Below are 18,305 nucleotides of genomic sequence, written 5' to 3'. Positions count from 1 at the left end.
ATGACCCTAGCCGCCTGGCCCTATCCGCGCCATGTCGCCCATCGTGGCGCGGGCAAGCTCGCACCCGAGAACACCCTGGCGGCATTCCGCCACGGGGCATCGTTTGGCTACCGCATGTTCGAGTTCGACGTGAAGCTGTCGGGCGACGGACGCCCGGTGCTGCTGCACGACGCCACGCTGGACCGCACCACCAACGGCCAGGGGCGGGCCGATGCGCTGACGCTGGGCGAGATCGCCATGCTGGACGCGGGCAGCTGGCACAGCCCTGCCTATGCCGGCGAACCAGTGCCCACGCTGGCGGCGATTGCTCGCTATACCCGTGCCAACGGCTTCTTCGTCAATATCGAGATCAAGCCCGTGCCCGGCGCGGAATGGCGCACCGGCGCGGCGGTAGCCCTCGACGCGCAGGCACTGTGGGCCGGCAGCGATGTGCTGCCGCTGCTGTCGTCATTCTCGGAAGAGTCGCTGGAAGCGGCCCGCAAGGCCGCGCCTGGCCTGCCGCGCGCGCTGCTGCTGGACAAGCTGCCGCCCGACTGGCTGGAGCGGCTGCGCCGGCTGGACTGCGTGGCGCTCGATGCCAACCATCGCGAGCTTACCGCCGAGGTCATCCAGGCGGCCCATGCGGCCGGTTTCCGGGTGGCCTGCTATACCGTCAATGACCCGGTGCGCGCGACGGAACTGCTGACTTGGGGGCTGGACACACTGATTACCGACGCGGTCGACCTGATCGCACCGCGTCAGGGCTAGTCCGCCCGGTGGTGCCGGCGCGCCTGTTCATGCAGGCTGCGCCAACGCTTCGCGCACCGCATCGTCCACGCTCCAGCCGCGCCATATTTCCTCGGGCAGGGCGGGGTTGCGCGCATGCGCCAGCAGGTCGCGCACCTCGTCCTTGACCCGCGCGAGCCGTAGCGGCATGCCGTGGGCCTTCGCGAACACCGCCAGTTCGCCCAAGGCTTCAAGGGCAGTGCCGTCGAGGTCCGACGATTCTTCCAGGCTGAGTATCAGGCCGTACTGGGGATGCTCGCGCGCCAGCGCCTGGCGCACGGTGCCCAGCACGCTATCGACGTTGCCGAAGAAAAGCGGTACCTCCGGGCGCGCGATCAGCAGTCCCTTGGGCGCGGTGGCCTCGGGGTGGCGCGCCGTGTCGACGAAGTCGTGGCCATCGGCCCAACGCCCCAGCCAGCTCACCTGCGGGCGCGACAAGCGCTGCAGCAGCATCGCCAGGCTGACCCCGATTGCCAGCAGCAGCCCATGCAGCACGCCCAGCAACAGCACGCCGGCAAAGGCGGTCACCGCGACCAGGCGGTCGCGCCGCCAGTCGAAATAAGGCTTGAGGCTGCCCGGGTTTAGGCTGTGCCCGACCGCGCGGATCACGATGGCCGCGAGTACCGGTTCTGGCGTGTGCGAGATCCAGGGGAGCAGGGTGCATACCGCGGCAAAGACCACGGCACCCGCAATCAAGCCGGCACGGCGGCTTTGCGCGCCGGCTGCTTCGTTAGCCGAGGTGCCGGAAAAACCCGCGCCCACCGGCATGCCCTGGAACAACCCCGAAGCGAGGTTGGCTAGCCCCAGCGCTGCCAGGTCGCGGTTGGGCGAGACGATGTCGCCGTGGCGCATGGCAAAGGTGCGGATCGAGCCGTAGCTCTCGGCGTACAGGATCAGGGCCAGCGCGGCGGCCAGTTCGCCCACCCGCATCCAGTCGGCCGTGCTCAGTTCCGGCACCCGTGGCGCCGAGAACTGCAGGGCGATGTTGCCGACGGCTGCCACGCCATGCGCCTGGGTCCAGCCGCTGAGGTCGAGCATGATGCCGGTGGCGATGACCAGTAGCGCGCCCGGCATGGCGCGCCAGCGCGCGAACACGTGCAGCAGCGCCAGCGCAACCAGTGCCACCGCCGCGCCTGCCAGGTTCCAGTGGCGCCAGCTGGCGAGCAGTTCCCAGGCCAGGCGCAGGAAGTCGCCGTGCGCCGGGTGCACGTCCAGGACCTTCGGGCATTGCTTGAGCACGATGGTCAGCGCCAGTCCCAGCGCGAAGCCGCGCAGCACCGGCTTGGCGATCAGGTTGGAGATCGCCCCCAGGTGCGCCAGCGATGCCAGCAGGAACAGCACCCCCGCCAGCAGGATCACGGCGGCGCCGAGGGCGATGCGCAGTCCGGCGTCGCCCTCGGCGGCAGCCGTGGTGGCTGCCAGCAGCACCGCGGCAGACGACGAGGTGGCCGAAACGATCGCAAAGCGGCTGCTGCCAAGCAGGCCGTAGACCAGCAGGCCTGCGAACAGCGCGATCACGCCGGCTTGCGGCGGCAGCCCGGCAATGCCGGAATAGGCCACGGCCTCGGGCAGCAGCAGCCCGGCGATGGCCAGGCCGGCCACCAGGTCCGCGCGCCATGTGGCGGAAGCGGCGCCCGACGCCGCGGCGTCGGCGGTGGGGGCGGGCATCATTGACGGGGCCGGGCGCTGGCCCGCAGGGGGTGTGGCAAGAGATGCACGAATCGCTCCTTTGGTTTCCGGCTCCATGCTATCGAACGCATGGGTTTCGTCATCTGCCTCGGGAGGTGGTCTTGGCCGCTTCGCAACACTGCGGATCGGCCCGCGCGCGTTACGGCAAAATTCCCTCGGCTCACGCGGCAAACGTGCTATTCTTATGCGAGTGAAGACTTAGGTCCTTCCACGCACAACTGACCCTTTTAGGGCGACTGAACAGATCGGCACCCGCTGCGGTGCCGTTTGCATAATGATGCATTTAATGTGTTTCAGTTGCTGCCCAGAAAGAGTTGTTTGCAATCCGCTAACCGGTCAAGCCGTGTCGCGGAAGGTTGATGAACCCGCTTTATTCCGGCATTCCCGGATAATAGTGAGCGCCCCATGATGCAGCAGTATCAGAGCAATTCGTACCTCTTCGGCGGCAATGCCCCCTATGTAGAAGAGCTGTACGAGGCCTACCTCGAAAATCCCTCCTCGGTTCCCGATAACTGGCGCGCGTACTTCGACGCGATGCAGAACGTGCCGGCTGTCGATGGCTCCAACGCCCGCGATATCCCCCACGCTCCCATCGTCGCCTCGTTCGCAGAGCGCGCCAAGGCGGGTCCGATCAAGACTATTGTTGCCTCGGCCGACTCCGATATGGGGCGCAAGCGCGTCGCTGCCACGCAGCTGATCGCCGCCTACCGCAACATCGGTTCGCACTGGGCAGACCTGGATCCGCTCAAGCGCCAGGAGCGTCCGCCCCTGCCAGACCTCGACCCCGCGTTCTACGGCTTCTCCGAAAGCGATCTCGACATCGTCTTCAACGCCAGCAATACGTATTTCGGCAAGGAATCGATGAGCCTGCGCGAGCTGCTCAATAACCTGCGCGAAACTTACTGCAGCAGCATCGGCGCCGAGTTCATGTACATCAGCGACCAGGCGCAAAAGCGCTGGTGGCAAGAGCGCCTGGAAACCACGCGTTCCAAGCCGGTGTTCACCCTCGAAAAGAAGAAGCACGTGCTCGACCGCCTGACCGCGGCTGAAGGCCTGGAGCGCTTCCTCCACACCAAGTACGTTGGCCAGAAGCGCTTCTCGCTGGAAGGCGGCGAAAGCTTCATCGCTGCCATGGACGAACTGATCCAGCACAGCGGCAGCAAGGGCGTGCAGGAAATCGTGATCGGCATGGCCCACCGCGGCCGCCTGAACGTGCTGGTCAATACGCTGGGCAAGATGCCGGCTGACCTGTTCGCCGAGTTCGAAGGCAAGCACGTCGATGACCTGCCGGCCGGCGACGTGAAGTACCACAAGGGCTTCTCCAGCGACGTCTCCACCGAAGGCGGCCCGGTCCACCTGTCGCTCGCCTTCAACCCGTCCCACCTGGAAATCGTCAACCCGGTCGTCGAAGGCTCGGTCAAGGCCCGCCAGGAACGCCGCGGCGAGCCCGCAGGCCATGCGGAAGTGCTGCCGGTGCAAGTGCACGGCGACGCGGCATTCGCAGGCCAGGGCGTGGTGATGGAAACGCTGAACCTGGCGCAGACCCGCGGCTACGGCACGGGCGGCACGATGCACATCGTGATCAACAACCAGATCGGCTTCACCACCTCGGACCCGCGCGACTCGCGTTCCACGCTGTATTGCACCGACGTCGTCAAGATGATCGAGGCACCGGTGCTGCACGTCAACGGCGACGATCCCGAAGCCGTGGTGTTCGCCATGCAGCTGGCCGTGGACTTCCGCATGGAGTTCAAGAAGGATGTCGTGGTCGACATCATCTGCTTCCGCAAGCTGGGCCACAACGAGCAGGACACGCCGGCCGTTACCCAGCCGCTGATGTACAAGAAGATCGCCCAGCACCCGGGCACGCGCAAGCTGTACGCTGACAAGCTGACCGCGCAGAACCTGGTGGCTGCCGACTTCGGCGACCAGCTGGTCAAGGAATACCGTGCCGCGATGGACGCGGGCAAGCACACGGTCGACCCCGTCCTGTCGAACTTCAAGAACAAGTTCGCCGTGGACTGGATGCCGTTCCTGAACCGCAAGTGGACCGACGCCGCCGACACCGCCGTGCCGGTGACCGAGCTCAAGCGCCTGGCCGAACGCATCACCGCCATCCCCGAACACCTCAAGCTGCACCCGCTGGTCGAGAAGGTGGTGAAGGATCGCGCCAACATGGGCCGCGGCGACCAGCCGCTGGACTGGGGCATGGGCGAGCATCTGGCCTTCGCCTCGCTGGTGGCTTCGGGCTATCCGGTGCGCATCACCGGCCAGGACGCCGGCCGTGGCACCTTTACCCACCGCCACTCAGTGCTGCACGACCAGAACCGCGAGCGCTGGGATGCCGGCAGCTACGTGCCCCTGCAGAACGTGTCGGAAAACCAGGCACCGTTCACGGTGATCGACTCGGTGCTGTCGGAAGAGGCTGTGCTCGGCTTTGAATACGGCTTCTCCACCGCCGAGCCGAACGCACTCGTGATCTGGGAAGCCCAGTTCGGCGACTTCGTCAACGGCGCCCAGGTGGTGATCGACCAGTTCATCTCCTCCGGCGAAGTGAAGTGGGGCCGCGCCTCGGGCCTGACCCTGATGCTGCCGCACGGCTACGAAGGCCAGGGTCCGGAACACAGCTCGGCGCGCATCGAGCGCTTCCTGCAGCTGTGCGCGGACCACAACATGCAAGTCTGCCAGCCGACCACCCCGGCCCAGATCTTCCACCTGCTGCGCCGCCAGATGATCCGTCTGTTCCGCAAGCCGCTGGTGATCATGACGCCGAAGTCGCTGCTGCGTAACAAGGAAGCGGTTTCGCCGCTGTCCGACCTGGCCAAGGGTCACTTCGAGACGGTCATCCCCGATCACGAAGAGCTGAACGCCAGCAAGGTCAAGCGCGTGATCATGTGCTCGGGCAAGGTCTACTACGACCTGGTCAACACCCGCAAGGAACGCGGCGCTACCGACACGGCCGTCATCCGCATGGAACAGCTGTATCCGTTCCCGCACAAGGCAGTGGCAGCCGAGCTGAAGAAGTACCCGAACGCCAACGAAGTCGTGTGGTGCCAGGACGAGCCGCAGAACCAGGGTGCCTGGTTCTTCGTCCAGCACTTCATCATGGAAAACATGGCAGAAGGCCAGAAGCTCGGTTACGCGGGTCGTCCCGCCTCGGCATCGCCGGCGGTGGGCTACTACGCCAAGCACAACGAGCAACAAAAGGCGCTGCTGGATGCGGCGTTCTCCAAGCTCAAGGGCTTTGTCCTGACCAAATGATCGTGGCCAGCATGGCGGCGCGCGCGAAGAGCGCGCACCGCCATGTTTTTTGCCACCTGCCTTAAGCAAAAACGAATACATCAAGGAAATTCCAACCATGGCTATTGTTGACGTCAAGGTTCCGCAACTCTCTGAATCGGTTGCAGAAGCAACCATGCTGAACTGGAAGAAGAAGCCGGGCGAAGCTGTTGCCCAAGACGAAATCCTGATTGAAATCGAGACCGACAAAGTCGTGCTCGAAGTGCCGGCTCCGTCGGCTGGCGTGCTGTCGCAGATCATCCGCAACGACGGCGATACCGTGGTTGCCGACGAAGTGATCGCCAAGATCGACACCGAAGCCACCGCTGGCGCCGTCGCTCCCGCCGCTGCCGCACCGGCACCCGCTGCCGCTGCCCCGGCCGCCGCAGCTGCTCCGGCAGCAGCCGGCGCCGTGGCCATGCCTTCGGCAGCCAAGCTGATGGCCGAAGGCGGCCTGTCCGCTGGCCAGGTTGCAGGCACGGGCAAGGATGGCCGCATCACCAAGGGTGACGTGCTGGCCGCGACCGCCGCACCCGCTCCCGCACCGGCCGCCAAGGCAGCACCGGCTCCGGCCGCTGCCAAGCCGGCGCTGCAGCAGGTTTCCGCCCCGATGGACTTCGCCGCCCTGGGCGACCGCCCGGAAGAACGCGTGCCGATGAGCCGCCTGCGCGCCCGTATCGCCGAGCGCCTGCTGCAATCGCAAAGCACCAACGCGATCCTCACCACCTTCAATGAAGTGAACATGAAGCCGGTGATGGACCTGCGTAACAAGTACAAGGACCGCTTCGAGAAGGAACACGGCGTGAAGCTGGGCTTCATGTCCTTCTTCGTCAAGGCCGCGGTTCACGCGCTGAAGAAGTTCCCGCTGATCAACGCATCGATCGACGGCAACGACATCGTCTATCACGGCTACTTCGACATCGGTATCGCGGTGGGCTCGCCGCGTGGCCTGGTGGTGCCTATCCTGCGCAACGCCGACCAGATGAGCCTGGCCGACATCGAAAAGAAGATCGCTGAATTCGGCGCCAAGGCCCGCGACGGCAAGCTGTCGCTGGAAGAGCTGACCGGTGGTACGTTCTCGATCTCCAACGGTGGTACCTTCGGCTCGATGCTGTCGACGCCGATCATCAACCCGCCGCAATCCGCGATCCTGGGCGTGCACGCCACCAAGGACCGCCCGGTGGTGGAAGACGGCCAGATCGTGATCCGTCCGATGAACTACCTCGCCATGTCCTACGACCACCGCATCATCGACGGCCGCGAAGCCGTCCTGGGCCTGGTCGCCATGAAGGACGCGCTGGAAGATCCGGCACGCCTGCTGCTGGACCTGTAATCATCTGCAAAGCCTGAGGTCTTGCCCGCATTTCCTCCGCCGCGCCTGTCATCGGGTGCGGCGCTGGCGGGCATGACGGACCGAAGAGTTGAAAGCGGCCTGGCGGGCGACGTTGCCCCGCCGTGGCTGCAAAAGGAATCTCCATGAGCAAACAATTCGACGTGCTGGTGATCGGTGCCGGCCCCGGCGGCTACATCGCCGCCATTCGTGCCGGCCAGCTGGGCCTGAATGTGGCCTGCTGCGAAGGCAATGCCTACGACGATCCCAAGGACGAACCGCGCCTGGGCGGCACCTGCCTGAACGTGGGTTGCATCCCCTCCAAGGCATTGCTGGCATCCTCGGAAGAGTTCGAGAACGTACAGCATCACCTGGGCGACCACGGCATCACGGTTGGCGATGTCAAGGTCGACGTGGCCAAGATGCTCAAGCGCAAGGACGATATCGTCGGCAAGATGACCAAGGGCATCGAGTTCCTGTTCCGCAAGAACAAGGTCACGCTGCTCAAGGGCTACGGGAAGTTCGTCGGCAAGACCGCCGAGGGCTTCCAGGTCGAGATCGCCGGCAAGGCAGGTACCGAAGTCGTGACGGCCAAGCAGGTCATCGTCGCTACGGGTTCCAAGGCGCGTCACCTGCCGGGTATCGCGGTGGACAACGTGCTGGTCAGCGATAACGAAGGCGCGCTCAAGTTCGCCGGCGTGCCGAAGAAGCTGGGCGTGATCGGCGCTGGCGTGATCGGCCTCGAGCTGGGTTCCGTGTGGCGCCGCCTGGGTGCCGAAGTGACCGTGCTGGAAGCGCTGCCGTCGTTCCTGGGCGCCGCCGACGAAGGCGTGGCCAAGGAAGCGCAGAAGCTGCTGACCAAGCAAGGCCTGAAGTTCAGCCTGGGCGTGAAGGTCAATGAAGTCAAGACCGGCAAGGATAACGTCACCGTCAGCTACACCGACAAGGACGGCGCTGCCCAGACCCTGGAAGTCGATCGCCTGATCGTGTCGGTTGGCCGCGTGCCCAACACCGACAACCTCGGCCTCGACGCCATCGGCCTGGCGGCCGACCAGCGCGGCTTCATCGAGGTGGATGACCACTGCGCGACCAAGGTGCCGGGCCTGTGGGCCATCGGCGACGTGGTGCGTGGCCCGATGCTGGCCCACAAGGCAGAGGACGAAGGCGTGGCGGTTGCCGAGCGCATCGCCGGCCAGAAGCCGCACATCGACTACAACTGCATTCCGTGGGTGATCTACACCTTCCCGGAAATCGCATGGGTGGGCAAGACCGAGCAGCAGCTCAAGGCCGAAGGCCGCGAGTACAAGTCCGGCCAGTTCCCGTTCATGGCCAACGGCCGTGCACTGGGCATGGGTCATTCGGATGGCTTCGTCAAGATGCTGGCCGATGCCAAGACCGATGAGATCCTGGGCGTGCATGTGGTTGCCGCGAACGCGTCGGACCTGATCGCCGAAGCCGTGGTGGCGATGGAGTTCAAGGCTGCCAGCGAAGACATCGGCCGCACCTGCCATCCGCATCCGTCGATGTCGGAAGTCATGCGCGAAGCCGCACTCGCTGTCGACAAGCGCCAGCTCAATATGTAAGGCATAAGCCTTCGTATTGTTGAGTACCGGCGCGCCGCTCCAGCGGCGCGCCGTTTTCGCTTTCGGGGCGGCAGGGGCAGATGGCCCTGTCACGCGCCTCGATCCTCATTCAAGCCGGCGCCTCCCGGCATCCAGCGCAAGCAGTCAGCATGAACGTCCGTGAGTACTACGAGCAGGAACTGAAGCAACGTGGCTACACCACCGACCCCGCGCAGTTGCGCGCCGTCGAGCGCCTGCAGCAATGCTATGACGAGTGGGTGGCCTACAAGAGCCGGCGCAACAGCACGCTGAAAAAGCTGCTGGTGCACCCGGACGTGCCCAAGGGCGTGTACCTGTGGGGCGGGGTCGGCCGCGGCAAGTCCTTCCTGATGGACAGCTTCTATACCTGCGTACCGGTGGTGCGCAAGACTCGGCTGCATTTCCACGAATTCATGCGCGAGGTGCATCGCCAGCTCGAAGAGCTGCGCGGGCGCCCGGATCCGCTGGACGAACTGGCCAAGCGCATCGCGCGGCGGTTCCGCCTGATCTGCTTTGATGAGTTCCATGTCAGCGACGTGGCCGATGCGATGATCCTGCACCGCCTGCTGCAGCAGATGTTCGAGAATGGCGTGCAGTTCGTGATGACGTCGAACTACCGGCCGGACCTGCTGTACCCGGACGGCTTGCACCGGGATCGCGTGCTGCCGGCCATCGCGCTGCTGCAGCACAAGCTCGACGTGCTCAATGTCGATGCCGGCATCGACTACCGCAAGCGCGCGCTGGAGCAGGTGGAGGCGTATCACACGCCGCTGGGACCCGAGGCCAGCTCGGCCCTGCGCCATGCCTTTACCGGTATTGCCGGCGTGGCCGACGAATCCCCCATCCTGCATATCGAGCACCGCGAACTGCGCGCGCTGCGCAAGGCGGGCGGGGTGGTCTGGTTCGATTTCAATACGCTGTGCGGTGGCCCGCGCTCGCAGAACGACTACCTGGAGCTCGCCACCGAGTTCCACACGGTGATCCTCTCCGACGTGCCCAGGATGACGCCGCGCATGTCGTCGGAGGCACGCCGTTTCACCTGGCTGATCGACGTGTTCTACGACCACAAGGTCAAGCTGCTGATCTCGGCGGAAGTGCCGGCGGATGAACTCTACACCGAAGGCCAGATGGCCAACGAGTTCAGCCGCACGGTGTCGCGCATCATCGAGATGCAGTCGCGCGAATACCTGGAAGCGCCGCGCCGTACGGTCGACACCTCTCTGACCTGATGCCCTGCGCAGGCGGCGCGCCGTGCGCCGTCTGGCCACCCGCTTGATCTGTATCAAGGCGGCTTGCCACCGGGACTCTTACCATGCAGATGGTAAAAAAGAGTCCCGATGCCGACTTCCCCAGCCCCAGCCTATTCCGCCCGGTCCCTGCCCAATCCGCCGCCTGCACGCGCAAGCGGCGTGCCTGCGGCCGCCGGGCGTGCGGGCTGCTTCCACTGCGGACAGCCGCTCGTGGCCGGCGAGCCGCCCTTGCATGCCAGCATCGACGGCGAAGAACAGGCGTTTTGCTGCGGTGGCTGCCAGGCCCTGGCGCAGACACTGCACGCAGCCGGGTTCGGCCATCTCTATGGCGACCAGGCCCGCTTTGCCCGGCCGATCGACGACGCGGCGCGGCGCGAGGCCGAGCCTGTCTGGGCCGCCTACGACACCGAGGAGTTACGGGCCCAGTTCGTGCGCCCGCTGGACGAACGTCGGGCCGAGATCACGCTGGCGCCGGAGAATATCCGCTGCGCCGCCTGCGCCTGGCTGATCGAGCAGCACCTGGGCAGCCTGCCCGGTGTGGAATCGGTGATCGCCAACGTGGCCACGCGCCGCGTGGTGGTGCGCTGGCGCGCGGCCGAGCAGCCGGTCTCCGCCTTGCTCGCTGCGCTGGCGGGGATCGGCTACCTGGCGTGGCCGTTCGAGGTTTCGCGCTCGGACCGGCAGGACCGTCATGCGCGCCGTGGCCTGCTGATGCGCATGGCGGTGGCCATGCTCGGCATGATGCAGGTGATGATGTACGCATGGCCCATCTATACCCATGAAGCCACCATCGATCCGGGCCAGTTGCAGCTGATGCGCTGGGCCAGCCTGGTGCTGACCTTGCCTGTGGTGCTGTACTCGGCCTCGCCGATCTTCGCTGGGGCGTGGCGTGGGCTGCGGCAGCGCCACCTGGGCATGGATGTGCCGGTGGCGCTGGGCGTGGGGGCGGGCTTTATCGCCAGCACCGTGGCGACGCTACGCGGCACCGGCGAGGTGTACTTCGATTCCGTCACCATGTTTGTCGCGTTCTTGCTGCTGGCGCGCTACCTGGAGCTGCGCGTGCGCCAGGCATCGCGCAGTGGTGCCGAGATGCTGGCGCGGCAGTTGCCCGCCACCTGCGAGCGCCTGCGTGCCGAGGGCGGCGCGGGCGAGCGGGTGCCGGTGGCACGCCTGCGCGCTGGCGACCTGATCCGCGTCAAGGCGGGCGAGGTGGTACCCGCCGATGCCACGGTGATCGCCGGCGCGAGCGAGCTCGATGAATCCATGCTGACCGGCGAGAGCCGGCCGGTGCCGCGCGGCATCGGGGATCCCGTGCTGGCAGGTTGCTTCAACACCGCGAGCCCGCTTGAGTTGCGCGTGGCCAAGGTAGGGGCGGGCACCCGGCTGGCGGAGATCGTCGCCGTGCTGGACCGCGCGCTGGCCGAGAAGCCGCGCCTTGCCACCGTGGCCGACCGCGTGGCGGGCTGGTTCGTCGCCATCTTGCTGGTGCTGGCGGCCGTCACCGGCGCCGTCTGGTGGGCCTGGATCGATCCCGCGCGCGCGTTGCTTGTGACGGTGGCGGTGCTGGTGGTGAGTTGCCCGTGCGCGCTCTCGCTGGCCACGCCGGCGGCGCTGGCCGCGGCCGGGGCCGCGTTGTCGCGCCGCGGCTTGCTGCTCACGCGCGGCCACGCGCTGGAGACCCTGGCCAGCGTCACGGACGTGATGCTCGACAAGACCGGCACGCTCACGCAGGGGCGTTTCGCACTGGTGCGCACGCAGTCCAGCGGCGATGCCGATGCCGCTACCTGCCTGCGCCTGGCCGCGGCCATGGAACGCTCCGGCGAGCACCCGATCGCGCGCGGCATCGTCGACGCCGCGCAAGCCCAAGGCCTTGCACACGAGACGCTCGCCATCGACGGCATGCGCAACGTGCCGGGGCAGGGCCTTGAAGCCGATCTGGATGGGCAGCGTTACCGCCTTGGCCGGCGCGAGTTCGTGGAGGCGCTGTGCGAGCATGGCAGCGCCGCCAGCTGGCACGCAGAACTTGCCGGCAGCGAGCGCCGCGGCGCCACGCTGGTATGGCTGGGCAGCGCCGCCGGTGCGCTGGCGGTGTTCGAGTTGGCCGATGTGGCGCGTGAGCAATCCGCGCGCTTGCTCAGCGAGTTGCGCGCGCTCGGCGTGACCTGCCATCTCGTCTCGGGCGATACGCCGGCCACCGTCGGCTGGTGGGCCGATCATTTCCAGATCCCGCGCCGCGAGGGCGGTGTCACGCCCGAAGGCAAGCGCGAGTACGTGGCGCGCCTGCAGCGCGGCGGCGCCGTGGTGCTGGCGGTGGGCGACGGCATCAACGACGCGCCGGTGCTGGCGCAGGCGCAAGTCTCGATCGCCATCGGCAGCGGCGCGCCGCTGGCGCAGGCCGGCGCCGACGCGGTGCTGACCCATGGCCGCGTGGCGGAGATCGCGAACGCGCTCAAGATGGCCCGCCGTGCGCGCAGTGTGGTGCGCCAGAACCTCGCCTGGGCCTTTGCCTATAACGTGATCGCCATTCCGCTGGCGGCAACCGGCTATGTCACCGCCTGGATGGCGGGCATCGGCATGTCGGTGTCGTCGCTGCTGGTGGTAGCCAACGCCTGGCGCCTGCTGCGCGCCGGCAAGCCCGGAGATTGACGCCATGGACATGCTCTACCTGCTGGTGCCGATGAGCCTGGTGCTGGTCGCGGTGATCGCCGGCGCGCTCTGGTGGGCGCTGCACGCCGGGCAATACGACGACCTCGACCGGCCCGGCGAGGCCATTCTGCTCGACAACGATAAGCCCTGAGTGATCACGGCAATGCGGCCGTGCCCGTGCGCGGCCGCGTTGCCGTGTGTGCGGATGTGAGACGCCGTTGCACCTGAGTTCCCATGCTTTCCGGTGCGCTTGATACAGATCAAGACAGCTTGCGCGCGCTTTTCCTACAGTCACAACATCAATTCATGTTTATCCAATCTGGGGGTCTGAATGGCTGTCACCGCCGCGTATTCTCGCGCCGACACCTTCAATTACGGCGTTGTGCGGCAGTTTGCCGTCATGACGGTAGTCTGGGGGATTGTCGGTATGGCCGTAGGCGTTCTGCTCGCGGCACAGTTGATCTGGCCGGAGCTTAATTTCAACACGCCATGGCTGTCGTTCGGACGCTTGCGCCCGCTGCACACCAATGCGGTCATCTTCGCCTTCGGCGGCAGCGCGCTGTTCGCTACTTCGTACTACATCGTGCAGCGCACCTGCCAGGCGCGGCTGTTTTGCGGCCCGCTGGCGGCCTTCACGTTCTGGGGCTGGCAACTGGTGATCGTGGCCGCGGTCATCACGCTGCCGCTGGGCATCACCAGCTCGAAGGAATACGCCGAGCTCGAATGGCCGATCGACATCCTGATCACGCTGGTCTGGGTGGCTTATGCCATCGTGTTCTTCGGCACCATCATGAAGCGCAAGACCCGCCATATCTACGTGGCCAACTGGTTCTTCGGCGCGTACATCCTGACCATCGCCATCCTGCATCTCGTCAACAACGCCGAGATGCCGGTGGGCATGTGGAAGTCCTACTCGGCGTATGCCGGCGTGCAGGACGCCATGGTGCAGTGGTGGTACGGCCATAACGCGGTGGGCTTCTTCCTGACCACCAGCTTCCTGGGCATGATGTATTACTTCATCCCCAAGCAGGCCGGCCGCCCGATCTATTCCTACCGCCTGTCGATCGTTCACTTCTGGGCGCTCAACTTCACCTATATGTGGGCTGGTCCCCACCACCTGCAGTTCACCTCGCTGCCGGACTGGGCGCAATCGCTCGGCATGGTGTTCTCCCTGATCCTGCTGGCGCCTTCGTGGGGCGGCATGATCAACGGCATCATGACCTTGTCGGGTGCCTGGCACAAGCTGCGCACCGATCCCATCCTCAAGTTCCTGGTGGTGGCGCTGTCGTTCTACGGCATGGCGACCTTCGAGGGCTCGATGATGTCGATCAAGACCGTCAACGCGCTGTCGCACTACACGGACTGGACCATTGGCCACGTGCACTCCGGCGCGCTGGGCTGGGTCGCGATGATCTCGATCGGTTCGCTCTACTACCTGATCCCGCGGCTCTTTGGCGAGAAGGAGATGTACAGCGTGCGCCTGATCGAGCTGCATTTCTGGATCGCTACCATCGGCGTGGTGCTGTACATCGCCTCGATGTGGATTGCCGGTGTGATGGAGGGCCTGATGTGGCGCGCCACCCAGCCCGACGGCACGCTGACCTACGCCTTCGTGGAAGCGGTCAAGGCCAAGTACCCGTTCTACCTGATCCGCTTGCTGGGTGGCTTGTGCTTCCTCTCAGGCATGCTGCTGATGGCATACAACGTGGCCAGGACCATCATCGGCAAGCCTGCCGTGGATGCACTGATCCCGACCAGCGTTTCCGCCTCCGCCCATTGATCATTCCAGGATAGAAACGATGTCCGAAAAACGAAGCTTCTTTACGCACGAGACCCTGGAGAAGAATATCGGGTGGCTGATCATCTGCACCATCCTGGTGGTCAGCATCGCCGGGCTCGTCCAGATCGTGCCGCTGTTCTTCCAGCACTCCACCACCGAGCCCGACGCGGGTATCAAGCCGTACTCCGCGCTGCGCCTGATGGGCCGCGATATCTATATCCGCGAGGGCTGCGTGGGCTGCCATTCGCAGCAGGTGCGCACCTTGCAAGGCGATGTCGAGCGCTATGGCCACTACTCCACGGCGGGCGAATCGGTCTACGACCATCCCTTCCTGTGGGGCTCCAAGCGTACCGGTCCCGACCTGGCGCGCGTGGGCGGACGCTACTCCGATGACTGGCAGCGCATCCACTTGCGCAATCCGCGCGACGTGGTGCCCGAATCGGTGATGCCGTCCTACCCGTGGCTGGAGAAAACGCCGTTGCAGACCAACGATGTCCGCGACCGCATGCGTGCGCTGCGCCGTCTCGGCGTGCCGTACACCGACGCCGAGATTGAGCAGGCGCCTGCCACGCTGGCCGGCAAGACCGAGGAAGACGCGATGGTCGCCTACCTGCAGGAGCTTGGCATCGCCAAGCGCAATGTGCGTGTCGATACCGCGGCTGCCGCGCAGCCCGCGGCCACGCCGGCCAAGGAGTAAGCCATGGCAATGATCACCGCGTTTTCCACCGTGGTCTCGATGGCTGCCTTCATCGCCATCTGCTGGTGGGCCTGGTCGTCAGGGCGCAAGGCCGCCAACCAGGAGTCGGCCATGCTGCCGTTCGCCTTGCCCGACGAGCCGCTGGCCGCACGCCAAGACGCCAGGCCCGATGCCGGCCACCGCGTCGCGCGTCATGCCGGCGGCGCAAACAACACCAAGCAGGAACACTGAGTCATGAGCGACTTCTTCACGGATTTCTGGAGCTACTACATTGCCGCCATCGCGCTGGTCGGCATCGTCTGGTGCGTGTGGCTGCTGTTTTCCCAGCGCAAGGTCACCAAGATTGTGGGTGCGCCCGAGGACACCGGCCACGTGTGGGACGGCGACCTGCGCGAGCTGAACAACCCGCTGCCACGCTGGTGGATGTGGATGTTCCTGTTGGCATGCATCTTTGGCCTGGGTTACCTGGTGCTGTACCCCGGCCTGGGTTCCTACGCCGGCGTGCTCAAGACCTCCAGCCGGGTTGAGCTGGAGGCGCACCGCCAGGCGGCCGAACAACTGCAGCGCGAGGTCTATGGCAAGTACATGCAGATGGACGTCAAGCAGGTGGCGGCCGACCCGGCGGCGCGCGAGATCGGGCAACGCCTGTTTCTCAACTACTGCGCGCAATGCCACGGCTCCGATGCGCGCGGCAGCCGCGGCTTTCCCAACCTGACCGACAACGACTGGCTGTACGGCGGGGAGCCCGAGACCATCACGCAGACCATTACCAAGGGCCGCAACGGCGTGATGCCGTCGTTCGCCTCGACCATCGACGGCAAGCTCGCTGGCGACGTGGCGCAATACGTGCGCTCGCTGTCCGGCCTGTCTTACGACCCGATCCGCGCCTCGCGCGGCGAGAGCACGTTCAAGTCCACCTGCGCGGCCTGCCATGGCTCCACCGGCAAGGGCAACCAGGCGCTTGGCGCGCCTAACCTGTCGGACCGCGTGTGGCTGTACGGCAGCTCGGAGGCGAACATCGTCGACGCCATCCTGAAGGGCCACAACAACCATATGCCGGCGCACGAGGAAATCCTCACGCCAGAGCGTATCCGCATGTTGACGGCCTATGTCTGGGGCCTGTCCAACACCGGCGGCGCAGGCGAGGGGGGCGAAGCAATGAGCCACTGCGCTTATGCTTGTCAGCCGGGCCCGCACCGCGGCGGGGGTGTTCGCCCATGAACGCCCCCGGACCGGAGCCGCTTGAAAGGAACGGGGCCGCGTGGGCGCCGCTGCGAGCGCCCACGCCTGATTCGGCGGACGCGGAAACGTCGGACGAGACCCTGTACGAAGTCCGCCGCAAGATCTATCCGCGCTCGGTGTCGGGTGCGTTCTCGAGCTGGCGGGTCTGGATGGTGGTCCTGACCCAGCTGTTCTTCTATGGCATGCCCTGGCTGCAGTGGAATGGCCGCCAGGCCATGTTGTTCGATCTCGGCGCGCGCAAGTTCTATATCTTCGGCCTGGTGCTGTGGCCGCAGGACGTGATCTACCTTGCCGTGCTGCTGGTGATCTCCGCGGTGTCGCTGTTTCTCTTCACGGCGATCGCGGGGCGTCTATTCTGCGGCTACGCCTGTCCGCAGACGGTGTACACCGAGATCTTCATGTGGATCGAGCGGCATGTGGAAGGCGACCGCTTTGCCCGCATCCGCCTGGACGGCGATCCATGGAGCGTGCGCAAGCTGCGCCTGAAGGCCACCAAGCACACGCTCTGGATCGTGATCGCGCTATGGACGGGCTTTACCTTCGTCGGCTATTTCTCGCCCATTCGCACGCTCGGCGCGCAGGTGCTGAGCCTCTCGCTGGGTCCGTGGCAGACGTTCTGGATGCTGTTTTACTCGTTTGCCACCTGGGGCAACGCCGGCTTCATGCGCGAGCAGGTCTGCAAGTACATGTGCCCGTATGCGCGCTTCCAGAGCGTGATGGTGGATCGCGACACCTATGTGGTCACCTATGACGTGGGCCGCGGCGAGCCGCGCGGCAGCCGCTCGCGCAAGGCGGACCACAAGGCCGCCGGGCTGGGCTCGTGCGTGAATTGCAGCATCTGCGTGCAGGTCTGTCCTACTGGCATCGATATCCGCGATGGCCTGCAATACGACTGCATTGGCTGCGGCGCCTGTATCGACGCCTGCAACCAGGTCATGGACAAGATGGCTTACCCGCGCGGGCTGATCCGCTATACGTCCGAGAACGCCATGCGCAGCGCGCTCTCCGAGACCGTGGCGCGCAAGCGCCTGGTGCGGCCGCGCACGGTGATCTACTCGGTGATCTGGCTGGCGCTGGTCGCCGGCTTCATGGCCTCGCTGGCCATGCGCACGCCGCTCAAGGTCGATATCATCCGCGACCGCGGCGCGCTGGGGCGGGAAGTGGAAGGGCGCTGGATCGAGAACGTGTACCGGCTGCAGCTGATCAACACGACCGAGGCGCCAATGCGCGTCGCCGTCAGCGCGGGCAGCGATGAGCTCAAGGGCCTGGCTGTGGAATATGATCACGCTGCCGGCAACCTGGAGCCCACGTCCAATCGCCTGATTCCCATCCGGGTGCGCGTGCCGATCGAGTCCGCGGCGCAGGGCACGCACAAGATCGAGGTCACAGTGACCGCGGTGCCCGACGAGGGCGCGGGGAGCCATGGCGCGGAGATTCGACAGAGCACCAGCTTTATCGTGCCGCGCAATCTATGAGGCGGCAGGGACGCTGGTTGCACCAATCCGTACGCAACATACGCGATCTAGATCTAGAGGAGGCCAGATGACGCAGCAAAGTAATCCCTGGTGGAAGGAGCCATGGCCGTGGCTGCTGATGAGTGGGCCGTTCGTGGCCATGGTGGCCTGCGGGGTCACGATCTGGCTGGCCATGACCCATCCGGATCCGCCCATTGAGGAAGGGGTGGCGCGCCACGGCCTGGTGGTTGAGAAGGCGGGCAGCGCGGCACGCCAGGCAGCGCCGGTCGCGGCGCAAGCGAGGTGATCATGAGGCTACGCTGGCTGATGTGGGTGCTGTGGCCCGCTTTCCTGGTCGCCGGGCTGACGACCGCGCTGGTATTCTCCATGGTCGATCCCGGCGACCTGCGCTTCTTCGGCCAGCCGGTCGAGGCATCGCGGGAGGCGGTCTACACCGTGGGTTTCCTGATCGCGTGGGTGCTGTGCGCGCTGTCGAGCGGCTTGACGCTGTACACCATGCCCACGCGGCTGGCGGACACGGACGAGCTGGAGTGATTGCGATGCGCGCCTTG

At 65.8% G+C, this 18,305-nt stretch carries 14 protein-coding genes and 1 pseudogene; 14 read left to right on the top strand and 1 reads right to left on the bottom strand.

Annotated features, from left to right (window positions below):
• Nucleotides 1-747, top strand: coding sequence for a glycerophosphodiester phosphodiesterase (gene ugpQ, locus AC07XB_RS10525; protein WP_492372411.1), 747 nt, complete (start codon nt 1-3; stop codon nt 745-747).
• Nucleotides 748-774: 27 nt separating this feature from the next.
• Here the strand turns inward: ugpQ and AC07XB_RS10520 are convergent, their stop codons facing one another.
• On the bottom strand, nt 775-2,436 hold the full coding sequence (locus AC07XB_RS10520) for a SulP family inorganic anion transporter (protein WP_492831409.1): 1,662 nt from the start codon (nt 2,434-2,436) through the stop codon (nt 775-777).
• A 423-nt stretch (nt 2,437-2,859) separates the two neighbouring features.
• Here AC07XB_RS10520 and AC07XB_RS10515 point away from each other — a divergent pair, with 423 nt between their 5' ends.
• From AC07XB_RS10515 to AC07XB_RS10455, 13 genes and pseudogenes are all read left to right on the top strand, one after another.
• Complete coding sequence (locus AC07XB_RS10515; protein ID WP_492831410.1) at nt 2,860-5,715, top strand: 2-oxoglutarate dehydrogenase E1 component; 2,856 nt, start codon at nt 2,860-2,862, stop codon at nt 5,713-5,715.
• 97 nt (nt 5,716-5,812) lie between these two features.
• Nucleotides 5,813-7,066, top strand: a complete 1,254-nt coding sequence (odhB, locus tag AC07XB_RS10510; protein WP_492831411.1) for a 2-oxoglutarate dehydrogenase complex dihydrolipoyllysine-residue succinyltransferase — start codon at nt 5,813-5,815, stop codon at nt 7,064-7,066.
• A gap of 143 nt (nt 7,067-7,209) precedes the next feature.
• Complete coding sequence (gene lpdA / locus AC07XB_RS10505) at nt 7,210-8,646, top strand: dihydrolipoyl dehydrogenase (RefSeq protein ID WP_492372408.1); 1,437 nt, start codon at nt 7,210-7,212, stop codon at nt 8,644-8,646.
• Nucleotides 8,647-8,795: 149 nt separating this feature from the next.
• Nucleotides 8,796-9,893 carry a cell division protein ZapE gene (gene zapE, locus AC07XB_RS10500; protein ID WP_043347352.1) on the top strand — a complete coding sequence of 366 codons (1,098 nt, stop codon included), beginning with the start codon at nt 8,796-8,798 and terminating at the stop codon, nt 9,891-9,893.
• 108 nt (nt 9,894-10,001) lie between these two features.
• On the top strand, nt 10,002-12,560 hold the full coding sequence (locus AC07XB_RS10495; protein ID WP_492831412.1) for a heavy metal translocating P-type ATPase: 2,559 nt from the start codon (nt 10,002-10,004) through the stop codon (nt 12,558-12,560).
• A gap of 4 nt (nt 12,561-12,564) precedes the next feature.
• On the top strand, nt 12,565-12,711 hold the full coding sequence (gene ccoS, locus AC07XB_RS10490) for a cbb3-type cytochrome oxidase assembly protein CcoS (RefSeq protein ID WP_006162067.1): 147 nt from the start codon (nt 12,565-12,567) through the stop codon (nt 12,709-12,711).
• Nucleotides 12,712-12,891: 180 nt separating this feature from the next.
• Nucleotides 12,892-14,340: a cytochrome-c oxidase, cbb3-type subunit I gene (gene ccoN, locus AC07XB_RS10485; protein WP_043347346.1), complete on the top strand. Its 1,449-nt coding sequence runs from the start codon at nt 12,892-12,894 to the stop codon at nt 14,338-14,340.
• A 19-nt stretch (nt 14,341-14,359) separates the two neighbouring features.
• A complete protein-coding gene (gene ccoO, locus AC07XB_RS10480; protein ID WP_150990991.1) occupies nt 14,360-15,037 on the top strand; it encodes a cytochrome-c oxidase, cbb3-type subunit II in 678 nt (225 codons plus the stop codon).
• A 3-nt stretch (nt 15,038-15,040) separates the two neighbouring features.
• Nucleotides 15,041-15,175: pseudogene (locus tag AC07XB_RS10475) on the top strand (cbb3-type cytochrome oxidase subunit 3); the annotation flags it as partial.
• Nucleotides 15,176-15,271: 96 nt separating this feature from the next.
• Nucleotides 15,272-16,258 (top strand): cytochrome-c oxidase, cbb3-type subunit III, encoded by a 987-nt coding sequence (gene ccoP / locus AC07XB_RS10470; protein ID WP_492831413.1) that lies wholly within the window; start codon nt 15,272-15,274, stop codon nt 16,256-16,258.
• Nucleotides 16,255-17,754 carry a cytochrome c oxidase accessory protein CcoG gene (gene ccoG, locus AC07XB_RS10465; RefSeq protein WP_492372405.1) on the top strand — a complete coding sequence of 500 codons (1,500 nt, stop codon included), beginning with the start codon at nt 16,255-16,257 and terminating at the stop codon, nt 17,752-17,754. Before ccoP ends, ccoG begins: the two co-directional genes overlap by 4 nt.
• A 67-nt stretch (nt 17,755-17,821) precedes the next feature.
• Nucleotides 17,822-18,040, top strand: a complete 219-nt coding sequence (locus tag AC07XB_RS10460) for a membrane protein (protein ID WP_043347331.1) — start codon at nt 17,822-17,824, stop codon at nt 18,038-18,040.
• A gap of 2 nt (nt 18,041-18,042) precedes the next feature.
• The gene (locus AC07XB_RS10455; RefSeq protein WP_253927466.1) at nt 18,043-18,288 is read left to right on the top strand and encodes a hypothetical protein; all 246 of its coding nucleotides are present in this window, start codon (nt 18,043-18,045) and stop codon (nt 18,286-18,288) included.
• Nucleotides 18,289-18,305: the final 17 nt, after the last annotated feature.

The sequence above is a fragment of the Cupriavidus sp. GW821-FHT02F09 genome, from assembly GCF_059421605.1.
This window is presented reverse-complemented; position numbering and strand designations above follow the sequence as displayed.

Excerpts from the sequence above, each read along its gene's own strand:
- ugpQ (WP_492372411.1), top strand. The coding sequence starts at position 1 with ATGACCCTAGCCGCCTGGCCCTATCCGCGCCATGTCGCCCATCGTGGC.
- AC07XB_RS10520 (WP_492831409.1), bottom strand. The coding sequence starts at position 2,436 with ATGATGCCCGCCCCCACCGCCGACGCCGCGGCGTCGGGCGCCGCTTCC.
- AC07XB_RS10515 (WP_492831410.1), top strand. The coding sequence starts at position 2,860 with ATGATGCAGCAGTATCAGAGCAATTCGTACCTCTTCGGCGGCAATGCC.
- odhB (WP_492831411.1), top strand. The coding sequence starts at position 5,813 with ATGGCTATTGTTGACGTCAAGGTTCCGCAACTCTCTGAATCGGTTGCA.
- lpdA (WP_492372408.1), top strand. The coding sequence starts at position 7,210 with ATGAGCAAACAATTCGACGTGCTGGTGATCGGTGCCGGCCCCGGCGGC.
- zapE (WP_043347352.1), top strand. The coding sequence starts at position 8,796 with ATGAACGTCCGTGAGTACTACGAGCAGGAACTGAAGCAACGTGGCTAC.
- AC07XB_RS10495 (WP_492831412.1), top strand. The coding sequence starts at position 10,002 with ATGCCGACTTCCCCAGCCCCAGCCTATTCCGCCCGGTCCCTGCCCAAT.
- ccoS (WP_006162067.1), top strand. The coding sequence starts at position 12,565 with ATGGACATGCTCTACCTGCTGGTGCCGATGAGCCTGGTGCTGGTCGCG.
- ccoN (WP_043347346.1), top strand. The coding sequence starts at position 12,892 with ATGGCTGTCACCGCCGCGTATTCTCGCGCCGACACCTTCAATTACGGC.
- ccoO (WP_150990991.1), top strand. The coding sequence starts at position 14,360 with ATGTCCGAAAAACGAAGCTTCTTTACGCACGAGACCCTGGAGAAGAAT.
- ccoP (WP_492831413.1), top strand. The coding sequence starts at position 15,272 with ATGAGCGACTTCTTCACGGATTTCTGGAGCTACTACATTGCCGCCATC.
- ccoG (WP_492372405.1), top strand. The coding sequence starts at position 16,255 with ATGAACGCCCCCGGACCGGAGCCGCTTGAAAGGAACGGGGCCGCGTGG.
- AC07XB_RS10460 (WP_043347331.1), top strand. The coding sequence starts at position 17,822 with ATGACGCAGCAAAGTAATCCCTGGTGGAAGGAGCCATGGCCGTGGCTG.
- AC07XB_RS10455 (WP_253927466.1), top strand. The coding sequence starts at position 18,043 with ATGAGGCTACGCTGGCTGATGTGGGTGCTGTGGCCCGCTTTCCTGGTC.